Here is a 19,436-nt window from a genome sequence, read left to right on the forward strand (position 1 = left end):
GCGTGGTTGATTGTCGAATACCTTAAGTCAGCAAGCGACAAAGGCGAGTTGGGCTCTGTTCGAGGGGCTCTTCATCATCGCGGCCCTGGTAGCCGTGTTTGCGACCTTTATTGCCATTTCAGGTGTTGACCCGAACAATCCGGGCGCCGGCGCCACGCCTTGGCTGTTGGGCCTGAACTTCATTGTGATCGTCGTGCTCGCGATGATCGTCGTGCGGGAATACATGTCGATCCAGGTCGGCGGCCGCGGTGAGGGCAAGGGGCGCCTCGCTCGCCGATTCGTTCTCCTGTTCGGCTTTTCCGCCCTGATCCCGGCCATGATCGTCGCGCTGTTCATCGGTGCATTCATTACGCGCGGACTCGACAATTGGCTCGGTGAGCGGGTCGACACGATCATGGAAAAGAACGCGCAGATATTCCAGGACTATGTCGACAATTTCGAATCCACGCTGGATGTCGATGTGAGGCTCGCTGCCCTCGATGTCGAGAATTTCGCGAAGGACGTCAAAAAATCGCTCGCCGCCAGCGGACAGAACGATGAGATCACCGCCGAAAACCTGGAAAAGGATGCGTCAAAAGCCTTTACCGAGGGGCTTCGGTCAGAGCTTGGTTTTCGGGAATTCCTGACCATCGCGGTGCTCGGATCCGACGGGGTTGAGTTGATCGCGGAGCAAAGCGTCCAGCAACCCATCCTCGTGCCGCCCCCGCAATCGGCATTCGAAGAGGCCAATACCGGCAACATCGCAACAACGCTGTATGAGAACCGCGGTATCGCCACAGCCCTGATTCGTATCGAAGAGCCCCTCGATGGGTACATCTACGCAGTCAAGAACTTCGACAAGAATGCTCTGGTGCAACTGAGGGAAGCGGAAGCGGCCCTGGCTCAATACAATAACGCCAAACGCCGAAGCGGGCGGCTTCAGTCGTTCTTTGCCATCGGCTATACGCAGATTGCTGCATTGATCCTCCTGCTCGCAGGCCGGCTCGGCCTGGAGGCGGCTGGCAGGATCACCGGTCCTATCGGGCGTCTGGCCACCGCTGCCCATACGGTGCGAGACGGGGACCTGACGGTAAGGTTGCCAGCGTCTGGCCCAAAGGATGAAGTCTACGCCCTGACCAATTCCTTCAATGCGATGACTGAACAATTGTCGGAACAGCGCAATGCGCTCATTCGCGCCCGTGAGGATTCCGAAGATCGCCGGAAATTCGTCGAGACTCTCCTTGCCGAAGTCAGCGCTGGAGTCATCCGCATGGACGGTGACATGATCATCACGCTGGCAAATCGGTCGGCGGCGAGCGTGCTCGGAGTGGCCGAAATTGAGCCTGGTACGTTACTGGCAGACGTTGCGCCCCATTTTGAAAGCTATGCCCGCGACACACTCGAACGGGTATCGCAGGTCGATGCATCGCTCGACCTCAGCATCAATGGCGAGATTCGGCATATCCGTTTGAAAACAGCGCCGGATCCAGCGGGCGGTTGTGTGTTGACGTTTGATGACACGACCCGCCTGGTCAACGCACAGCGCCAGCTTGCCTGGCGCGACGTTGCGCGAAGAATCGCCCACGAAATCCGGAACCCACTGACGCCGATCATGCTTTCCACGGAACGAATCCGGCGCCGTTACGCCGACAAGATTGACGACAGTGACGGCGTGTTTGACCGCTGCATCGAGACGATCCTCCGCCAGGTCGGCGACATCGGACGGATGGTTGAAGAGTTTTCTTCCTTCGCACGAATGCCCAAGCCCAATGTCGCGCCATTCAACATGCGGACACTGCTCCAGAGCGCCGCATTCTCCCAGAGCGTGGTGTCGCCAGATGTCGAATTCGACTTCGAGTCCACCCCCGAAGCCATGGCCTTTCGCGGAGACGAGCGCTTGCTCGGCCAGGCCTTCGGAAATCTTCTGCAAAATGCCGCCGAAGCAATCGAGGGACTGCCCGAGGAATCCGAAACCAAGGGGCACATCCGGATCACACTGACCGATGATGCCCGTGGCGTTGAGGTGGCGATTGAGGACAACGGTCCGGGCTTTCCCTCCGATGTTCGCGACCGCCTTCTGGAGCCTTATGTTACCACCCGAGAAAAGGGCACCGGTCTGGGACTTGCCATCGTCAATCGGATCATCGCTGATCATGGCGGGTCGATTTCACTGCAAAACCGCCTTGATGGCATGCGGGGCGCGCGTGTGCGCGTGTGGCTGCCACGGTCGGCCCCTGTTGCATTGTCGGCACACGACGACGCGGTAACCGACGACGAAGACTCCCACCAAACCGTCCGAACATCCGAAGAAGTAGAGGAACCGGCACCATGGCGTTAGACATTCTGGTCGTAGACGACGAACCTGATATTCGCGAGCTTGTCGCCGGCGTGCTAAGCGACGAGGGATACTCCGTGCGAACCGCAGAGACAGCCGAACGCGCGATCGAAGAGGTCCGTACACGGATGCCCCGGCTGGTCGTTCTGGATGTCTGGCTGCAAGGCAGCCAGATGGACGGCCTCTCGGTCCTGAAATACCTTAAATCGATTGACCCGCTTTTGCCTGTGATCGTCATCAGCGGTCACGGCAATATCGAAACGGCCATCGCGGCGATACGGCGGGGCGCCTATGACTTCATTGAAAAGCCGTTCAAGACGGACAGGCTGCTGCATCTGATCGAGCGAGCGATCGAATCCGCCGCGCTGAAATACGAGAATGCGGCACTGCGCAACCGGGCCGGTGAAGACGAGCACTGGATCGGCAACAGCCAGGCTGCCGCAAACCTGCGCGCCTCGATCGAAAAAGTCGCACCGACAAACTCGCGCGTCATGATCAATGGACCGGCTGGGGTCGGCAAGGAATTGGCGGCCCGCCTGATTCATCGCAGCTCGTTGCGGGCAGGTGGACCTTTTGTTGTCGTGAACGCAGCAAGCATCGCTCCCGACCAGATGGAAACAGCGCTGTTCGGCGAAGAAGACCAGCAAGGGCGGACGATCCGCGTGGGCCTGTTTGAAAAGGCTCACAATGGCACGCTCCTGCTCGACGAAGTGGCGGACATGCCGCTCGGAACACAGAACAAGATTCTGCGTGTACTGACTGAGCAGCGATTCCAGCGGGTAGGCGGTCGCTCGGACGTTAGCGTCGATGTTCGCGTGATGTCGGCAACGACGAAGGATCTGAAACAGGAAATTCTGGACGGAAACTTCCGTGAAGACCTGTTCTATCGCCTCAGCGTCGTGCCGTTGCGGGTTCCATCCCTGGCAGAGCGCCGCGACGACATCGTCGACCTGGTCAATTACTTTACCGACCGCATCTCGGACTCTTCCGGCCTCGTGCCTCGCGCGTTCTCCGCAGAGGCAATGGCCGTACTCCAATCGATGGACTGGCCGGGCAATATCCGGCAATTGCGGAATATCGTCGAGCGTATCCTCATCCTGTCTCCTTCTGATTCCGACCGGGCGGTCAGCGTGGACGAGTTGCCACGGGACTCCGGATCAGGCGTGACACAGACCTCGAAATCCGGGTCCGCAGAACTCGTCGGGCTCTCACTTCGTGATGCACGCGAACAGTTCGAACGGGAATACCTCGCGCTCCAGATCACCCGATTCAACGGAAATATCTCGCGAACCGCAGAATTCATTGGTATGGAACGCTCTGCATTGCACAGAAAATTAAAGGCTTTGGGCGTAGCTTCCGGCCTTTCTCGTCAAGACGGCTGAGTATCCGTCGAAAGGCAGTAACAAATGCGCGTTCTGATATGCGGCGCAGGCCGTGTCGGACATGGAATTGCCCGCCGCCTGGCGCGTGAGAAGCACGATATCACGATCATCGATGAAAACGCGGATCTCGTGGATCAGGTATCGACTGATCTCGATGTCCGGGGCCTTACAGGCCATGCCGCGCATCCGGATGTCCTCAAGCGGGCAGGGGCTTCAGACTGCGAAATGATCATCGCGGTCACCCATTTCGACGAAATCAACATGGTGATCTGCCAGATCGCCCACACCCTGTTCTCCGTTCCCTACAAGATTGCGCGGGTGAGGGAGCAATCCTATATCGACCCGGCCTGGAAGAATATCTTCTCCCGAGAAGGCCTGCCCATCGACATGGTCATATCCCCCGAGATCGAAGTCGGCGAAGCAATTCTCCAGCGGTTCCGGACACCTGGTGCCGTGATGAGCGCGACTTTCGGCAAGGGGCAGGTCAAGTTGCTCGGGCTCGAAATCGACGATCAAAGCCCGCTTCTTGATACGCCGGTCGATCAGATGCGCGGCTTGTTCCCCGACCTGTCGGCGCGCATCGTTGGCATCGGGCGGGGCGATTCCGTCCGCGCGCCACGGTCAACCGACGTCCTGAAGCCTGACGACCGAGCCTACATCGCGGTCCTCGACGAGCATGCCGACCGCCTGACCTCGATCTTCAATCGCCACAATGAGCGGCTCGACCATATTGTCATTGTCGGCGGCGGAAATGTCGGATTGTACGTTGCCAAGACTCTCGAACGCGAAAGCAACATCCGAATACGCTTGATCGAAAACAGCGCGCTCCGGGCCGACGCGGCCGTCGCGGAGTTGAAACGGACGATTGTCATTCAGGGAGACGGTCTCAACCCGGATATCCTGGCTGAAGCCGGCGCCCCGAAAGCGGACTTTGTCATCGCGATCACCAATGATGACAAGACGAACCTCCTGATCTGCAATCTGGCCAAACGTGCTGGCGCGAAGCGGGCGATGGCGCTCGTGAATGCGACCGAACTGGCCGGACTGGCACGCGACATGCGCGTTGATGCCGTACTGGACCCTCGCGCGCTGACCGTGTCCCAGATCCTTCTGCGCATGCGGCGCGGCCGCATCCTGGGGCTGCAATCGATCGAGGACGGACTTGCTGAAGTCGCTGAAGGGGTAACGCTTGAATCGTCGTCACTGATCGGCAAGACGCTCGGTTATCAGGACCTGCCAGACGGCGTGACGGCAGCAGCGATCGTGCGGGACGGCGTTGTCCACATGGCCGGTCCGGACGTCACCGTGCGCGCCGAGGACCGCCTCATCGTGTTCTACGAAGAGAGTATGGTGCGAAAGGTCGAAAAGTACTTCCGCGTCAGTCCAGACTTCTTCTGATTCCATGAATTACGCTTCGGTTGTCCGCGTTCTCTCTTTCATGATGCTGTTCCTTGCGGGCGGGACCCTTCTCCCGGTTGTCGTCGCCGTTTATGCAGGCGAACCACGGCAGGTATTTTCACTCCTTGCGACGGGATTGGGCATTGCCGTACTGGCCAGCAGTATCCTCCTCCTGACGCCAAAGCCGAGGCGCAAGTCCCGTCCTTCCGATGCGCTGGGGGTGGTGATCCTGTGGTGGTTCACGGCGCCGGTCGCTGCCGCGCTTCCATTCGTTCTGGGCGTGGCTGATAACTCGGTGCTTCACGCCATCCATGAGGCGACAGCGTGTCTGACCACAACAGGCCAGTCCGTCATTGAATTGGGAGACGATCCCTGGCCGGCCAGCCTGGTTGTCTGGCGCGGTGTCCTGCACATCCTGGGTGGGCTTGCCACCATCGTGACGGCCGCGAGTGTCCTCGCTGCGCTCAACCTTGGTGGGCCGGGAATTCACCGCACGATCCTGTTCACGCTGCCGGAAACCAGCTTCTTCGATGCGGTGCCCCGGGTTACCCGGTGGGTCGCTATCATGATGGCGGTGTGCATCCTCGGCTTGATTGCAGCACTGATCCTTGCGGGCGTGCCGTTTCCGCGCGCCGTCGAGGATGCCATCAGCGCCATCACGACGGGTCTCGTCGCGCCAGATAGCGCAACCCGGCCCGCCCTGCCGATCGTTGGCTCCATCGTGCTCGCCATCGGTCTCATCGTTGGCGCGCTGGGCCTCGCCGTCTGGCTGCCCTTGCGGGACCGTAGGATCAAGGCAGCGCTGACAGACCCTGAAACCGTCATGTTCATGCTGCTGATCCTGGTCTTCGCTGCAGTGATCCTGCCTTTGGGCCTGGGCATGCGTGACAGTATTTCCTGGTCGCTGACGGCGTTGGCCACTTCCGGCATAGCGCTGACGGATACGCCGGTGCGCGACATAATTCCGCTGCCCATCTTCGTGTTGCCTTCCCTGATTGGCGGATCCGCCTTGTCGGCCGCCGGGGGCGTCAAAATAGCCCGTCTCATCGTTCTCGCGCGTCGCGCGGGACAGGAATTCCGTCAACTGGGCTACCGGCGCTCGGTCCTTGGGTTCCAGTTCAGGGACCGGGAACTCGATGAGCGCAGCGTCATTGGTGTTTGGGTCTACCTTATCGCTTATATTGTCGCCGTCTTCGCGGTCATGATCGGGTTTTCGTTCCTGAATCTGCCGTTTGAATCGACCATCCGGCTGGCAATCGGCGGACTCACCAATTCGGGCGCGCTCCTCATCGGGCACACTGACCAACTGGGCGATGGCCCAACCAGTCTCCTGATTTTCAGCATGTTATTGGGCAGATTGGAAATTTTGGCCCTATTTCCTGCGCTGGCCCCAAGTTTTTGGCGGGGTTGAGCAGTGTTCGCACTTGCACAATCGACACAATCCATTTAGCTCGCGACACATAACAAGAACAATAGCAGCAACGGCCCGATCCCATGTCTTCAGAAAAAAAACAAAACCTGCAGGACACGTTCCTCAATGCTGTCAGGAAATCCAGAACACCTTTGACAGTGTTTCTCGTCAACGGTGTGAAGCTTCAGGGGGTCGTTACCTGGTTTGACAATTTCTGTGTTCTTCTCCGCGGCGATGGCCGCCCACCGCAGCTTGTATACAAGCACGCGATTTCGACGATCGCGCCAAGCGCGCCTGTCCAGCTATTCGACGAAGAACTTGAAGGGGAATAGGTCCATTTGAGTGACAAGCTCATAGACCGCCTGCCGACACCGGAGATTGCCGGTGCCGTCATCCCTTGGTTCACACCTTCCAACCGTCCCACAGAAGATCGCCTGATCGAGACTGCGGGCCTGATCGAAGCGCTCGGGTGCGAACTCGCGTTCCTGCGGGCAGACCACGTGCGCAACGTGAATTCTGCCATCCTGTTTTCGGGCGGATTGCTCGACCGTTTTGCCGAAGACCTGGAAGCGCACGATTGCACGATCGCGATTGTGGACGGAGCCCTCACGCCCGTTCAACAGCGCAACCTCGAGCAGCGCCTCGGCGTCAAGGTGATCGATCGGACCGGCCTGATACTGGAGATCTTCGGCCTCAGGGCCCGCACGCGGGAAGGCCGCCTTCAGGTCGAACTCGCCCGGCTCCTCTATGAGCGCTCCCGTCTCGTGCGCACGTGGACACACCTTGAGCGTCAGCGCGGCGGCGGCGGCTTCCTGTCAGGCCCAGGTGAGAGCCAGCTCGAAGCCGACCGGCGGATGCTGGACGACAAGATCGTGCGATTGCGCCGTGATCTTGAAGACGTCCGTCGCACCCGCGCCGTGCAACGCGCCGGCCGCACCCGCTCCGGCAAGCCGGTCATCGCGCTCGTCGGTTACACCAACTCAGGCAAGTCGACTCTGTTCAACCGCCTGTCTGGCGCAGACGTGTTCGCGAAGGACATGCCGTTCGCCACGCTGGACCCGACAATCCGACGGATCGACCTGCCGACGATTGGGGAAGCTGCCTTGATTGATACTGTGGGGTTCATAACGGACCTGCCAACCCACTTGATCGACAGTTTCAAGGCAACGCTGGAAGAGGCGATGCAGGCCGACTTGCTCGTCCATGTGCGCGACAGGTCCAGCACATCGGATGCGGAACAATCCGGCGACGTCGCAATCGTGCTTGAGCGCCTCGAAGCAGAGACCGGCCTGCCGCTGCCACCCATGATCGAGGCCTGGAACAAATCGGACCTGCTATCTCCTGACAGGGCGGCCGCCCTGGCGCTGGCCGCATCGACGGCGACCAATCCACCCGCCGTGCTCGTGTCCGCAAGGACCGGGGCTGGCATGGAAGATCTGTCGCGGCAGATCGAACGCGCCTTGTTACGCAGCGCGCGGGAATGCGGTGTCACTCTCGGAACGCAGGACGGGCGGGCCCGCGCCTGGCTCCACCAATACGGGGAAGTCAGGACAGAGTCCGTCCTTGGCGACGGCCGCGTGGCGATCAGCGTGCGCCTGCCAATCGAACGCGTCGGCCAGTTCCATACCGAGTTCCCGGATATCGAAATCGACAGCTAGGCCTTTTCCGCGCGTTTTACGCGTTGCCAGTAGGATTCCTGCTCATCCAGCGTCAGCCCGGCAAAATCCTCACCATTGTCCGACGCAGTCTGCTCCATGGCCTTGAACCTGCGTTCGAATTTTGCGTTGGCACGGCGCAAAGCGACCTCCGGATCAATCCCGAGGCGCCTGCCGAGATTGGCTGCCACGAACAGCAAGTCTCCAACCTCGTCCTCGATGTCGTCACGATTGCCTGACGCGATGGCATCTTTCACTTCCTGGGTTTCTTCGATCAGTTTGTCGAAGATCGGCTCTGCTTCAGTCCAGTCAAACCCGACCCTCGCGGCGCGTTTCTGCAATTTCTCGGCCCTCAGCAGGGCGGGGAGGGCAAGCGCCACGCCATCAAGCGCGCTTGGTGTGTCGGGATTGCTCTGCTTGGCGGCGCGTTCGCGTGCCTTCATGACTTCCCAGGCCGTTGTCTGTTCGTCCGCCGATCGACCGTCTACACTTTCGAAAACATGCGGGTGGCGGCGCACCATCTTGGCGATGATCGCGTCCGCCACATCGGCAAAATCGAACAAGCCTTGTTCGCTCGCCATCTGGCTGTGAAACACGACCTGGAACAGGAGATCACCCAGTTCGTCTCTCAACTCGGCCATGTCACCACGATCGATGGCATCAGACACTTCGTAGGCTTCTTCAATCGTATAAGGCGCAATGCTCGCGAAATCCTGCTCAAGGTCCCACGGGCAACCGCCGTCGGGGTCGCGCAACCTGGCCATGATCTCCAGCAGTTCACCCAGCGCTTCCGCTGGCCGTGAATTCGGTTTGGTCTTCGATTCGTCAGGCATCAGGCCTCCACATTTGGCCAACCGCATCAGCGCAGGGTCAGGCCACCATCAACGATGATTGTCTGGCCCGTCACATAGGCTGCGAGCGGCGATGCGAGGAAAATGGCCACACCCGCCATGTCGCCGGGCGTCCCCATTCTTCCCTGCGGGATCGAACGCAAACTGGCTTCGAGCCGTTTCGGGTTCGCCGTCGTCACCTTCGTGAGCTTGGTATCGACAAGGCCGGGGGCAATGCCGTTGACACGGATGCCGTCCGTCGCCCACGCAGCACCGAGGGTCTTCGTCAGACCGACAGCTGCGTGCTTCGAAGCGGCATAGGCCGGGTTGCCGACGGTCGACCCGAACCCGGCAACCGAACTCACGATGATCATCGCACCGTTCGCGCGTTTCAGCTGAGGATGGAACTTCATGGCGGTTGCCATGACCGAGTTGATATTGACGTCCATCACCGCATCCCAACCGGGGCGTGCGAACTCTTCCCGCTTGTAGCGGACGGTGCCCTGACACTGAACAAGGATGTCGAGCGACTCAAAATCGGGAGAAAGCGATTCGACAGAATCAATGTCGGCGACATTCACCTGCCGGTAATGCAGGCCGGAAAGATCTGAGCCATCGGCGGCATCATAATCTTCTGCGCGTGCGCGCGTGCCCCAGACATGAACGTCTGCACCGCGCGCCAGGAACGCATGCGCGATGCCGTTTCCGATGCCGCTCGAGCCGCCAACGACAAGAACGCGTTTCCCACTGAAATCCAGATCCGGCATGCCCGTTTCTCCAATGTCCGCTCCACACTGGCGGTTGCTGCTGGCGGCTTCAACCGCCTTCGCCCGAATTGATTGACTTTCTTGTCACGGCGGGAGACCTGAGCCCACGCAGAATCATTTCCCAGTGTAATCGACCAGCCCTCTGGCGGTACTACCAGCTTGGAACAGGAGTCATGAGCGATTGATGGAACGGGCGGTGCTCATTGGAGTGGATTCGCGGGACGGCGAGCTGCGGGCGTGGGCGTTCGATGCTGACGGGACCGTCATCTCACACGCGACAGCGCCGTTCGCACCGGCGCCCGACAGCGACAGCGCAACAGCGCTGGTCACCACATTCCTGCGTAACAACCTGCCGGGCGCAGACCGGATCCCCGTTGTCGCGTGTGGCAACCTGGACACCGGTCCGGGCCAGGGGACGGGGCATTTCGTCCAGGTCCCAATGCTGCTGAATGACCTTTGCGAATATCTTGATCTCCGGGACGGCATTCATGTTGTTCCGGGCTTGAAGCGTCTCTCTCCCCCCGACATCCTGAATGGCGAGGAAACCCAGCTTTTCGGTCTCGGAGACCTGAGTGGCGATGTGTGTATCCCCGGGATGCACACCCGGCACATTTCGCTTGAACAAGGCCGCGTCCTCGACTTTTCGAGCGAGATGACCGGCGAGATTCACAAACTGCTGCTGGGGACGGGCGCGTTGGCGCTGCGGCCCGGCATTGAGCAGAAGTTCGACATGGCAATCTTCCGGGATTGGGTCGAACGCTCGCTGGATACCGACGATGCGGCATCACCCTTTGCTGTCCGGGCTGCCCGTCTGATCGGCACGCTGCGGCCTGAACACCAATCCGCTGCCTTGTCGGGCCTGCTCATTGGGGCGTGCGTCGCGGCGCACTACGATCCCGGCGATGATGTGCTCCTTGTCGCTGACGGGCACCGCTTCGAAACCTATGGCATGGCCCTTGATACCCTGGGCGCGAGCGTGGAAGAGTATTCGGCGATCGAGACCCTGCAGGACGGGCTTTTTGAGATCGCAGACGAATCAGGGCTGCTAGACACATGAACCCACAATCAGGACAGGCCCCAACGCCTGGGGCAGACACATGCTGATGACGCCGGAATGTGTCGCTCCGACAGGCTGCGCACTGGGTGAGGGGCCCGTCTGGAGCCCGTCAGAGGGCTTTCTTTGGTGGGTCGACATCAAGCGGGCCAAATTGCACCGCTATAATCCAAGGACAGGCAATACCCGCCGCTATGACCTGCCCATACGGGCGTCGGCGCTGGCGCTCCATGACGGCTGCCTGTTGATGGCGGGCGATCAGGAAATCGGGCTCTACGACCCGGCAACCGAGGGCTATGAACGCTGGTGCACGCTTTCAGGTGAACCCGAAACGAACCGCACGAACGATGGTGGTGTCGCGCCTGACGGCTCGTTCTGGTTCGGGACAATGGACGACAAGGAGCGCGAGGCAACCGGTAGCTATTTCCGGCTCGGCGCAGATCGCCAGGTCAGCCCGGTTCGGCTGCCATCCGTCATGGTGACCAACACGATGCAGTTCTCGCCGGATGGGCGCACATTCTACACGTGCGACAGCGCCGAGCAGGAGATCCTGGCGTTTGACCACGATAGCGAGACAGGCACGCTGACAGGCCGCCGCGTGTTCGCGACGACGTACGAATTCGGTGGATTTCCGGACGGGTCAACGATTGATTCGGAAGGCTGCCTGTGGACCTGTTTGTGGGACGCATCACGTGTTGTCCGGTTCCTGCCCGACGGAACGGTCGATCAGGTTGTCACACTCGCCGCACCGCGCCCGACAAGCTGTACATTCGGAGGTCCGGACATGCGAACTCTGTTCATCACGACGGCCCGTGCGGGTTTGAGTTTTCCGGTATTGGATTCCCGCCCGCTTTCCGGCAGCCTGTTTGCTGTGACGGTTGACGTTCCAGGCCTGCCACCACGCGAATTCGGGAAGGGGTGAGCAACCAGCGGGGCTTGCGCGTGGCGGAGGCAGGCCTTGCAACCCGCATTTTTCAGCCTCACATGCCTTCACAAGAGCAAGTATGCACTTTAACCGTGGACGAGGCGGGTCAAAACCGCTAACTCCCCGCCTTTCAAGAAAGTGTCGAAATGGCCGACAAGGACAAAAAGAAACGTATCGGACCGATAACCTTCTCGCGCCAGGTGCGTGCGGAAGGAAACAAGGTGACATGGACGACTCGCCCGGAAACCATTCAGGCGTCGATATTCGTGATCATCATGTCGGTTCTGATTGCACTGTTCCTGTTCCTGGCCGACACGCTGATCAGCATGGCCGTAAAATTGATTACCGGTCTGTAGATGCAGGTCGGCCAACTAGTATTCAAGGAGCGCGAAAGCCCTATGGCTGAAGCCAAATGGTATATTGTCCACGCTTATTCCAACTTCGAGAAGAAGGTTGCATCCTCTATTCTCGAGCAGGCAGAGCGGAAGGGACTTTCCGGCCTGATCGAGGACATTCAGGTTCCAACCGAGGAAGTTGTCGAAGTCGCACGGGGCAAGAAGAAAACCGTCGAGCGCCGCTACTTTCCAGGCTACGTGCTGATGAAGGCCCAGATGACCGACGATGTGTATCACCTCGTGAAGGACACACCGAAAGTTTCCGGATTCCTCGGGTCTGATGGCGGCAAGAAGCCGTTGCCGGTGCGCCAGCGCGAAGTTGATCGCATTCTCGGAACCGCAACTGATTCGGCGGAAGAGCGGCCACGTCCCAAGATTTCGTTCGAAATTGGCGAGCAGGTGCAGGTCAACGACGGCCCGTTCCAGGGTTTCGAAGGCGCTGTCGAGGAAATTGATGAAGCGAACGGGCGACTCAAGGTCACCGTTTCCATTTTTGGACGAGGTACACCGGTCGATCTGGAATTCGACCAAGTCGCAAAGATCTGATCCCCAGTATTCGCAGTTTCAGCCCCGGTGGCGCTTGAATCCACGGGAAATGGGCTGTATCTCCCAGCCTTAGGGCCGCCTTAGCTCAGTTGGTTAGAGCGCTGGTTTGTGGAACCAGAGGTCCTCCGTTCAAACCGGAGAGGCGGTACCATTTTCTTTAACATTTCAACGGGTGCGACGAATTACCGGGCAGGGTTTGACTGAAGCCAAGCAATCTGTTGCAATTGCGCCGCGGTGGTAGAAAAATACCATACGTTTGGGTGCTGCGACTTTTGAATTCGCTCGCGGTGGCTAAGAAAAAAGTTTAACAGGAACCATGCGCGTTGTAGCGCGTATGAACCTGCGGTCGAGGACAATCCCGTCCTTCGGCACAGAAAGGGGATCGAGTATGAAGAAAACTCTTATGTGCGCGACAGCCGCGGCCGCATTTGCGTCTGCTGGACTTGTCGCTCAGGCAGAGGAAGGCTGGTACGCCCGCGCCGATGCAGAATACACGTTTGACGGTCGTCTTGACCATGACCCACAGGTCCAGGACGTCGTTGGCTCCATGGGCGGCAGCTCAGACATTGATGAAATGTGGGGCGGCAATGTCGGGTTCGGTTACGGCCTCGACAATGGCATCCGCATCGAGGGTGTCCTTGGTTACAATAGCGGCGATCTTTCGGTGCCGTCCAACTTCAACGGCCTTCTGCCGCTGACTGGACCCAATCCGAACGGGTACCTGCAATCTGTCGATTTCATGGTAAACGGCATTTACGACTTCAATCGTGAAGGCGCATTCCAGCCCTACGTCGGCGTCGGTGTCGGCGCGATCCGGGCAAACGCCAAGGCAAGCAACCTGTCTTACGCCTCGGCCACTGAAGTTGCGTCCGCGAATGGTTTCAGCAGCAAAGAGACCGGCCTGGCCTATCAGGGCCTTCTGGGTTTCGGCTACAAGTTGTCCGAGCGCCTGACGATGGACGTCGGCTACAAGTATTTCGTTGCTGAAAAGCTTGAATTCGATGGCATCAACGGCGGTGTCGGTTACGACGCTGACATGAGCAGCCACTCGGCAACGGTCGGCCTACGTTATGCGTTCGGCGTTACGCCGCCGCCTCCGCCGCCACCACCTCCGCCACCACCGCCTCCGCCACCACCGCCACCTCCGCCGCCACCTCCTCCGCCGCCGCCACCACCGACGACTGAGACAGCTGCGCCGGAAATCGTGTGTTCCGGTCTCAACCAGAACTTCGTGGTGTACTTCGAGTGGGACAAGGCTGACCTGACGAGCCAGGCTGCTGCCGTTATCGATCAGGCTGTTGCCAACATCACCGGCGGTGCCGGTTGTGCTCCAAGCGCAGTGTCGATCGCAGGCCACACCGATACGTCGGGTGCAAGTGCATACAACGCCCGTCTGTCGCAGCGTCGCGCAGACGTCGTGTCTCAGGCACTTCAGTCCCGCGGTGTGAGCCCAACGATCATCACCGAAGAAGCCAAGGGTGAAACGGATCTGGCAAAAGCGACACGCGATGGCGTTCGCGAGCCTCTGAACCGTCGCTCGGTTGTGGCAATTACCGTCCAATAACCGAACGCAATTCCAATAATAGGACGGCCCGGCAAATTGCCGGGCCGTTTTTGTTTGTGCTGACCGTATCGACAGGCTTGCCCAGTTTCGCTTCCTATGAAACCAAGTGAGCATGAACGACTTGTCCAAACTGTCACCCGAAGACGAGGCGTCACGCGAACGCCTCCTGTCTGAAGCGCCCTCCATGCAGGCGCGAACCCGTGCCTGGTCCGACATGAACACAGGCAGCTGGAATGTTTCAGGGCTGAAGGCGTTTTCCGGCCATCTTGCGGATGCGTTCTCGGAGCTTGATGCCGATGTGCGACTCGCCGAGGCACCCGGATTCGAATCGATCGACGCCAAAGGGCAGGTTGAGACGATCCACACCGGCCCCATTCTCCGCGTGTCGTCCCGCCCTGCAGCGCCCATTCAGGTCGTCCTTTCCGGGCACTATGACACCGTGTTTCCGCCCGGCACTTTCGAAGGCGTCACCGACTTGGGTGATGGGCGCCTCAACGGCCCGGGACTGGCTGACATGAAAGGCGGGCTGTGTGTCATGCTCGAAGCCCTCAAGGCGTTCGAGGCAGGCCCTCTCAAGGACCGGCTCGGCTACCAGATCGTCGTGACACCCGATGAAGAGATCGGGAACCTGGCAAGCGCGCCGTCATTGACTGAAGCAGCCCGCGCCGGCGCCCATATCGGCATGACCTATGAGCCGGCCATGGATACGGGTGCCATGTCAGGCGGCCGCAAGGGTTCGGCCGTATTCGACATTGTCCTCCATGGTAAGGCCGCCCACGCCGGACGGGCAAAAGAGGAGGGGCGCAGCGCGCTCGAGGCCGCCGCCGAACTGGTGGTCGGGTTGGAATCCCTGAACGGCGCGCGCGATGGCGTCACCGTGAATGTCGGCAGCATCGATGGCGGAAGTCCGGTCAATATCGTGCCTCAACTGGCGATCGTCAGGTTTGGCGCACGTGCCCCGGATGGCGCAGCAGCCGACTGGACGGTCAGCCAGGTGCAGCGCCTGTTAGACCGCGCAACCGCGAGAGATGGCATCACCGGGCACCTCCATGGCGGATTCTACCGGCCACCAAAGCCCCGCAACGCCGCGCAGCAAGCCCTTTTCGATGCCGTCCACGCGACCGGCCAGTCGATCGGCCTCGATCTCGAATTCATCGACACGGGTGGCGTCTGTGAAGGAAACAATATTTTCGCTGCCGGCGTGCCCAATGTCGATACATTGGGTGTCCGCGGCGGTCGCATTCATTCCAATGAGGAATTCGTGGTCGTGGAGAGCTTCGCAGAGCGCGCTATCCTGTCGGCATTGTTGCTCAATCGACTCGCAGACGGGCGTCTCGACGGAGCCCGTATCAAGGCGATGATGGAGCACTGACATGGCGGCAAACTACGTCATGCGTCCATCGCGGCTCGACGACTTCGACGCGCTGCTGCAATTGGCGCAGCTGTCCGGCCCGGGCTTCACCAGCCTGCCTGTCGATGAGGGCATCCTGAAGGAGCGTCTCGAGAAGTCGGAACGCGCCTTCTCCGGGCGACAGAAGCGCATCGACTACGGCAAGTACCTGTTGATGATGGAGCACCTGGACACGGGCGAAGTTGTCGGATGTTCGGCCGTCAAGGCGGGTACCGGGATCGACCAGCCATTCTTCAATTATCGGGTCATCACCCTCGCGCAGGCAAGTCACGCTGCTGGCAATATGCGCTTTGATATGGATGCGTTGATCCTGACCAATGAATATGTCGGCTACACCGAGGTCGGCACGCTGTTCCTGAAACCCGAGCACCGAGGCGGCGGGGCGGGGCGCCTTGCGGCGCAGTCGCGCTACCTCCTCATGGCTGCAGCACCGGACCGCTTCAGCGATCATGTCCTCGCAGAACTCCGCGGCGTTGTGGACGACAAGGGGCGTTCGGAGTTCTGGGAATGCCTCGGCCGGCATTTCTTCCGCATGGATTTCACGGAAGCAGACAGGCTCTCGGCCACTACCGACAACCAGTTCATTGTCGACCTGATGCCCAAGTATCCGATCTATGTCGACCTGCTGCCTCCCGAAGCGAGAGAAGTGATTGGCCGCTGCCACTCTGACGGCGTCGGCGCCTACAAGCTGCTCCAGTGGGAAGGCTTCCAGTTTGATCGCACTGTCGATATTTTTGATGGCGGACCTCTCGTGGCCGCACAGCGGCGACATATCCGGACGATCCAGGAAAGCCGCGTCGTGACACTGGAGCCCGGACGTGTGGCGGGCGACCCAGCGACCCGCCAGGGGCTTGCCGCGACCAATTCCTTGCCCGATTTCCGCGCCTCACTGGCAGAAGTGCTGATGTCGGAAGATGGAAACGTCGCGACGATCGACCCGGCAACAATCGAAGCACTTCAATTGAAAAGAGGCGCCGAAGCGCGCGTCTGGTTACGGAGCTGAACATGGCAGACGGCGTCTATATCGACGGCAAATGGTCGAGCGGAAACGGAGAGCGTTTCACCAACAGGTGCCCGGCCACGGGTGAAGTTGTCTGGGACGGGCAGGGGGCGGATGCCTCCGAAGTGGACGCAGCGGTCAAGTCGGCGCGCGATGCATTTGGCCATTGGGCGCACCTGCCACAGGGCGACCGCACAGCCGTGCTGGAAAGGTATGCTGACGAGGTCGGCAAGCGTGCCGATGCCATCGCGACGACGATCAGTCGCGACATGGGAAAGGCGCTGTGGGATTCCCGGGGCGAAGCCGCCACCATAAAGGCCAAGGTCGCCGTTTCGGTCGCAGCCCAGGTTGAGCGCGCCGGATCGAAATACCAAAGCGCCGCATTCGGTTCGGCGCATCTCACGCACAGGCCGCACGGCGTCATGGCCGTGTTTGGTCCATTCAATTTTCCGGGTCACCTGCCGAACGGCCATATCGTTCCAGCGCTGCTCGCGGGGAATACGTGTGTCTTCAAACCATCCGAGCAGGCGCCGGGCGTCGCCGCCATCCTCGCGGACGCGTTTGAAGCGGCGGGCCTGCCACCCGGATGTCTCAACATCGTGCATGGCGGACGTGAGACGGGTGGCGCACTCTTGAACGCCCCCATCAACGGACTCCTGTTCACCGGTTCGGCCAAAACCGGTGTGGCCTTCCACAAGCACTTTGCGGGTCGACCGGAAGTCATGCTTGCCCTCGAAATGGGCGGCAACAACCCGCTGATCATATGGGATCCTGCCGACGTCGATGCGGCGGCGGACATTGCGGCGCAGTCCGCGTTCCTCACCACGGGGCAGCGTTGTTCATGCGCTCGCCGGGTCATTCTTCCGGAGGGGGCTTTCGGTGACGCGGTTGTCGACGCCATCGTCGCGCGGGCTAAAAAGCTGAAGATCGGCGCCTGGGACGAAGAAGACATATTCATGGGGCCGCTGGTATCGGAAGATGCCGCTGCTGCCGCGACCGATTTCCAGATGATGCTCTCCAAGGCTGGGGGAAAGCCCCTGCGCCGTCTGAAACGGATGGATCGCGGTGGCGGGTTTGTCACTGCTGGCGTGATCGACGTCACGGACGCTCATCATATCCCCGATGAGGAACTCTTTGGTCCTTTGATGCAGGTCATCCGGGTCAAATCCTTCGATGAGGCAATCACCCGGGCAAACGCGACCCGTTACGGCCTCTCGGGCGGCCTCGTCTGTGACGACGACGCCCGCTGGGTTCAGGCGCATCAGCAGATGCGTGCAGGCATCCTGAACAGGAACCGGCCGACCGCCGGCGCCAGTGGTGCAATGCCGTTCGGCGGCCCCGGCCTGTCCGGAAATTTCCGTCCCGGTGCCTATTACGCAGCAGATTACTGTGCCTGGCCCCAGGCGAGCCAGGTGTCCGATACTGCTGTGCGCATGACCGCTCAGGGCTTCCCGAAGTGACGGCCCACGAAGTCAATTTCGATGGCCTGATCGGACCATCCCATAATTATGGCGGTCTTTCAGACGGCAACCTTGCCAGCGGGAAGAATGCCGGAGACATTTCGAACCCGCGTGAAGCAGCGCTGCAAGGTCTCGAAAAGATGCGGACCATGCTGCGCGCCGGTCTGGTGCAAGGCATAATTCCACCGTTGCCCCGGCCCAATTTTGACTTGCTGGTGTCAGCAGGCTTCACGGGAAGCGACTCGCAGATCATCGCGGCCGCGGCGCAACAGGCGCCCCACCTCTTGAAGGCCGCCTATTCAGCCAGCAGCATGTGGACCGCCAACGCCGCCACGGTGTCGCCATCCGCCGACACCAGCGATGGCCGGCTTCACCTCACCACCGCCAACCTGTCCACCATGCTGCACCGCAGCCTCGAGCATCCCGACACGACTGCGACGCTGGTCTCGATCTTTCATGACGAAGCCCGTTTCGGTTTGCACGCGGCCTTGCCGATGCATCAGGACTTTGCCGACGAGGGCGCAGCCAATCATGTCCGTCTGTGTGCAGAGCATGGGTCTGCGGGCGTTGAACTTTTCGTGTTCGGGCGCATGGCGGGCGAAAGCCTGATCGGATTCCCGGCCCGCCAGACACGCCTGGCGAGCGAGTCCATTGCGCGCGGCCATGGCCTCGACCCGGCTCGAACTGTCTACGCCCGCCAGTCGCGGGCTGCGATCGATGCCGGTGCGTTCCACAATGATGTTGTGGCAGTCGGCGCGCTCGACACATTGTTCTTCCATGAGCTTGCATTTGAGAACGCCGAAGAGACTCTGGCTGCGATCCGGGCTGCCGCCGGTGACCTGTTCGATTTCAAGCCGCTCATGGTCCCCGACTCGGCGGTGCCGATCCAGGATGCCATCAGGTCTTATCTGTTCAATTCGCAGCTGCTGAAGTTTCCCGGGGAAGACCGTCTGGTCCTGGTCGCGCCACTCGAGACGCAGGAAATGGAATCCACTCGCTCGTTCTGCGACGCCATGGTCAGCGGCAATGGCCCGATCGGGCGCGTCGACTATGTCGACGTCCGCCAGTCGATGCGCAATGGAGGTGGCCCGGCCTGCCTGAGACTGCGCGTCGTCATGACAGCGGCTGAAATCGACGCGTGCCATCAGGGTGTCCTGCTCGATGAAGCCGCGATCGACGAACTGCAGGATGTGGTGCGCGCATCCTATCGTGATCGCCTTGCACCCGCAGATCTCGCAGACCCCGCCTTCGCTGACGAATGCCGGCAAGCCCGCGAAAGCCTCCTGGCGGTCCTCGATCTCGACGCGCTGGCCTAGAACGGAGC

At 60.4% G+C, this 19,436-nt stretch carries 17 protein-coding genes and 1 tRNA gene; 16 read left to right on the forward strand and 2 right to left on the reverse strand.

Annotated elements, in window-relative coordinates; translation table 11 throughout:
* The first annotated feature begins 10 nt into the window (after positions 1-10).
* The 6 genes from HJO_RS04755 (at position 11) to hflX (ending at position 8,163) form a co-directional block, all read left to right on the forward strand.
* Positions 11-2,317 (forward strand): sensor histidine kinase, encoded by a 2,307-nt coding sequence (locus HJO_RS04755; protein WP_156945414.1) that lies wholly within the window; start codon positions 11-13, stop codon positions 2,315-2,317.
* A complete protein-coding gene (ntrX, locus tag HJO_RS04760; protein ID WP_035613971.1) occupies positions 2,308-3,696 on the forward strand; it encodes a nitrogen assimilation response regulator NtrX in 1,389 nt (462 codons plus the stop codon). Before HJO_RS04755 ends, ntrX begins: the two co-directional genes overlap by 10 nt.
* Before the next feature lie 24 nt (positions 3,697-3,720).
* Positions 3,721-5,094, forward strand: coding sequence for a Trk system potassium transporter TrkA (gene trkA / locus HJO_RS04765; RefSeq protein ID WP_035613974.1), 1,374 nt, complete (start codon positions 3,721-3,723; stop codon positions 5,092-5,094).
* 4 nt (positions 5,095-5,098) lie between these two features.
* Positions 5,099-6,505, forward strand: a complete 1,407-nt coding sequence (locus HJO_RS04770; RefSeq protein WP_035613976.1) for a TrkH family potassium uptake protein — start codon at positions 5,099-5,101, stop codon at positions 6,503-6,505.
* 83 nt (positions 6,506-6,588) lie between these two features.
* Positions 6,589-6,837, forward strand: coding sequence for an RNA chaperone Hfq (gene hfq, locus HJO_RS04775; protein ID WP_035613977.1), 249 nt, complete (start codon positions 6,589-6,591; stop codon positions 6,835-6,837).
* Positions 6,838-6,843: 6 nt separating this feature from the next.
* Positions 6,844-8,163, forward strand: a complete 1,320-nt coding sequence (gene hflX / locus HJO_RS04780; protein ID WP_051618206.1) for a GTPase HflX — start codon at positions 6,844-6,846, stop codon at positions 8,161-8,163.
* Here the strand turns inward: hflX and mazG are convergent.
* Both mazG and HJO_RS04790 read right to left on the reverse strand, forming a co-directional pair.
* Positions 8,160-8,993 carry a nucleoside triphosphate pyrophosphohydrolase gene (gene mazG, locus HJO_RS04785; RefSeq protein ID WP_051618262.1) on the reverse strand — a complete coding sequence of 278 codons (834 nt, stop codon included), beginning with the start codon at positions 8,991-8,993 and terminating at the stop codon, positions 8,160-8,162. The genes hflX and mazG overlap by 4 nt on opposite strands.
* A gap of 26 nt (positions 8,994-9,019) precedes the next feature.
* On the reverse strand, positions 9,020-9,757 hold the full coding sequence (locus HJO_RS04790; protein WP_035613979.1) for an SDR family NAD(P)-dependent oxidoreductase: 738 nt from the start codon (positions 9,755-9,757) through the stop codon (positions 9,020-9,022).
* Between the two features lie 184 nt (positions 9,758-9,941).
* On the opposite strand from HJO_RS04790, the gene HJO_RS17550 reads away from it, so the two are divergent.
* The 10 genes from HJO_RS17550 (at position 9,942) to HJO_RS04840 (ending at position 19,428) form a co-directional block, all read left to right on the forward strand.
* Complete coding sequence (locus HJO_RS17550) at positions 9,942-10,814, forward strand: 2-dehydro-3-deoxygalactonokinase (protein WP_051618208.1); 873 nt, start codon at positions 9,942-9,944, stop codon at positions 10,812-10,814.
* A gap of 40 nt (positions 10,815-10,854) precedes the next feature.
* A complete protein-coding gene (locus tag HJO_RS04800) occupies positions 10,855-11,733 on the forward strand; it encodes an SMP-30/gluconolactonase/LRE family protein (protein WP_051618210.1) in 879 nt (292 codons plus the stop codon).
* A 149-nt stretch (positions 11,734-11,882) separates the two neighbouring features.
* Positions 11,883-12,092, forward strand: coding sequence for a preprotein translocase subunit SecE (gene secE, locus HJO_RS04805; RefSeq protein ID WP_035613981.1), 210 nt, complete (start codon positions 11,883-11,885; stop codon positions 12,090-12,092).
* A gap of 42 nt (positions 12,093-12,134) precedes the next feature.
* Positions 12,135-12,677 (forward strand): transcription termination/antitermination protein NusG, encoded by a 543-nt coding sequence (gene nusG, locus HJO_RS04810; protein WP_035614571.1) that lies wholly within the window; start codon positions 12,135-12,137, stop codon positions 12,675-12,677.
* A gap of 74 nt (positions 12,678-12,751) precedes the next feature.
* Positions 12,752-12,828: transfer RNA gene (locus tag HJO_RS04815), tRNA-His, on the forward strand.
* A gap of 237 nt (positions 12,829-13,065) precedes the next feature.
* The gene (locus HJO_RS04820; protein WP_035613984.1) at positions 13,066-14,241 is read left to right on the forward strand and encodes an OmpA family protein; all 1,176 of its coding nucleotides are present in this window, start codon (positions 13,066-13,068) and stop codon (positions 14,239-14,241) included.
* Between the two features lie 112 nt (positions 14,242-14,353).
* A complete protein-coding gene (locus HJO_RS04825; protein WP_035613987.1) occupies positions 14,354-15,613 on the forward strand; it encodes a hydrolase in 1,260 nt (419 codons plus the stop codon).
* A gap of 1 nt (position 15,614) precedes the next feature.
* The gene (locus tag HJO_RS04830; RefSeq protein WP_035613990.1) at positions 15,615-16,655 is read left to right on the forward strand and encodes an arginine N-succinyltransferase; all 1,041 of its coding nucleotides are present in this window, start codon (positions 15,615-15,617) and stop codon (positions 16,653-16,655) included.
* Between the two features lie 2 nt (positions 16,656-16,657).
* The gene (astD, locus tag HJO_RS04835) at positions 16,658-18,112 is read left to right on the forward strand and encodes a succinylglutamate-semialdehyde dehydrogenase (RefSeq protein ID WP_035613993.1); all 1,455 of its coding nucleotides are present in this window, start codon (positions 16,658-16,660) and stop codon (positions 18,110-18,112) included.
* Positions 18,109-19,428, forward strand: a complete 1,320-nt coding sequence (locus tag HJO_RS04840; protein ID WP_035613996.1) for an N-succinylarginine dihydrolase — start codon at positions 18,109-18,111, stop codon at positions 19,426-19,428. The genes astD and HJO_RS04840 overlap by 4 nt, the downstream gene beginning before the upstream one ends.
* The last annotated feature ends 8 nt before the right edge of the window (positions 19,429-19,436 follow it).

Origin of the sequence: Hyphomonas johnsonii MHS-2 (assembly GCF_000685275.1) — a bacterium.
Lineage (GTDB): Bacteria > Pseudomonadota > Alphaproteobacteria > Caulobacterales > Hyphomonadaceae > Hyphomonas > Hyphomonas johnsonii.

Bases quoted from the DNA above. Each gene is read 5' to 3' on its own strand.
- ntrX (WP_035613971.1), top strand. From the start codon at position 2,308: ATGGCGTTAGACATTCTGGTCGTAGACGACGAACCTGATATTCGCGAG.
- trkA (WP_035613974.1), top strand. From the start codon at position 3,721: ATGCGCGTTCTGATATGCGGCGCAGGCCGTGTCGGACATGGAATTGCC.
- HJO_RS04770 (WP_035613976.1), top strand. From the start codon at position 5,099: ATGAATTACGCTTCGGTTGTCCGCGTTCTCTCTTTCATGATGCTGTTC.
- hfq (WP_035613977.1), top strand. From the start codon at position 6,589: ATGTCTTCAGAAAAAAAACAAAACCTGCAGGACACGTTCCTCAATGCT.
- mazG (WP_051618262.1), bottom strand. From the start codon at position 8,993: ATGCCTGACGAATCGAAGACCAAACCGAATTCACGGCCAGCGGAAGCG.
- HJO_RS04790 (WP_035613979.1), bottom strand. From the start codon at position 9,757: ATGCCGGATCTGGATTTCAGTGGGAAACGCGTTCTTGTCGTTGGCGGC.
- HJO_RS17550 (WP_051618208.1), top strand. From the start codon at position 9,942: ATGGAACGGGCGGTGCTCATTGGAGTGGATTCGCGGGACGGCGAGCTG.
- HJO_RS04800 (WP_051618210.1), top strand. From the start codon at position 10,855: ATGCTGATGACGCCGGAATGTGTCGCTCCGACAGGCTGCGCACTGGGT.
- secE (WP_035613981.1), top strand. From the start codon at position 11,883: ATGGCCGACAAGGACAAAAAGAAACGTATCGGACCGATAACCTTCTCG.
- nusG (WP_035614571.1), top strand. From the start codon at position 12,135: ATGGCTGAAGCCAAATGGTATATTGTCCACGCTTATTCCAACTTCGAG.
- HJO_RS04820 (WP_035613984.1), top strand. From the start codon at position 13,066: ATGAAGAAAACTCTTATGTGCGCGACAGCCGCGGCCGCATTTGCGTCT.
- HJO_RS04825 (WP_035613987.1), top strand. From the start codon at position 14,354: ATGAACGACTTGTCCAAACTGTCACCCGAAGACGAGGCGTCACGCGAA.
- HJO_RS04830 (WP_035613990.1), top strand. From the start codon at position 15,615: ATGGCGGCAAACTACGTCATGCGTCCATCGCGGCTCGACGACTTCGAC.
- astD (WP_035613993.1), top strand. From the start codon at position 16,658: ATGGCAGACGGCGTCTATATCGACGGCAAATGGTCGAGCGGAAACGGA.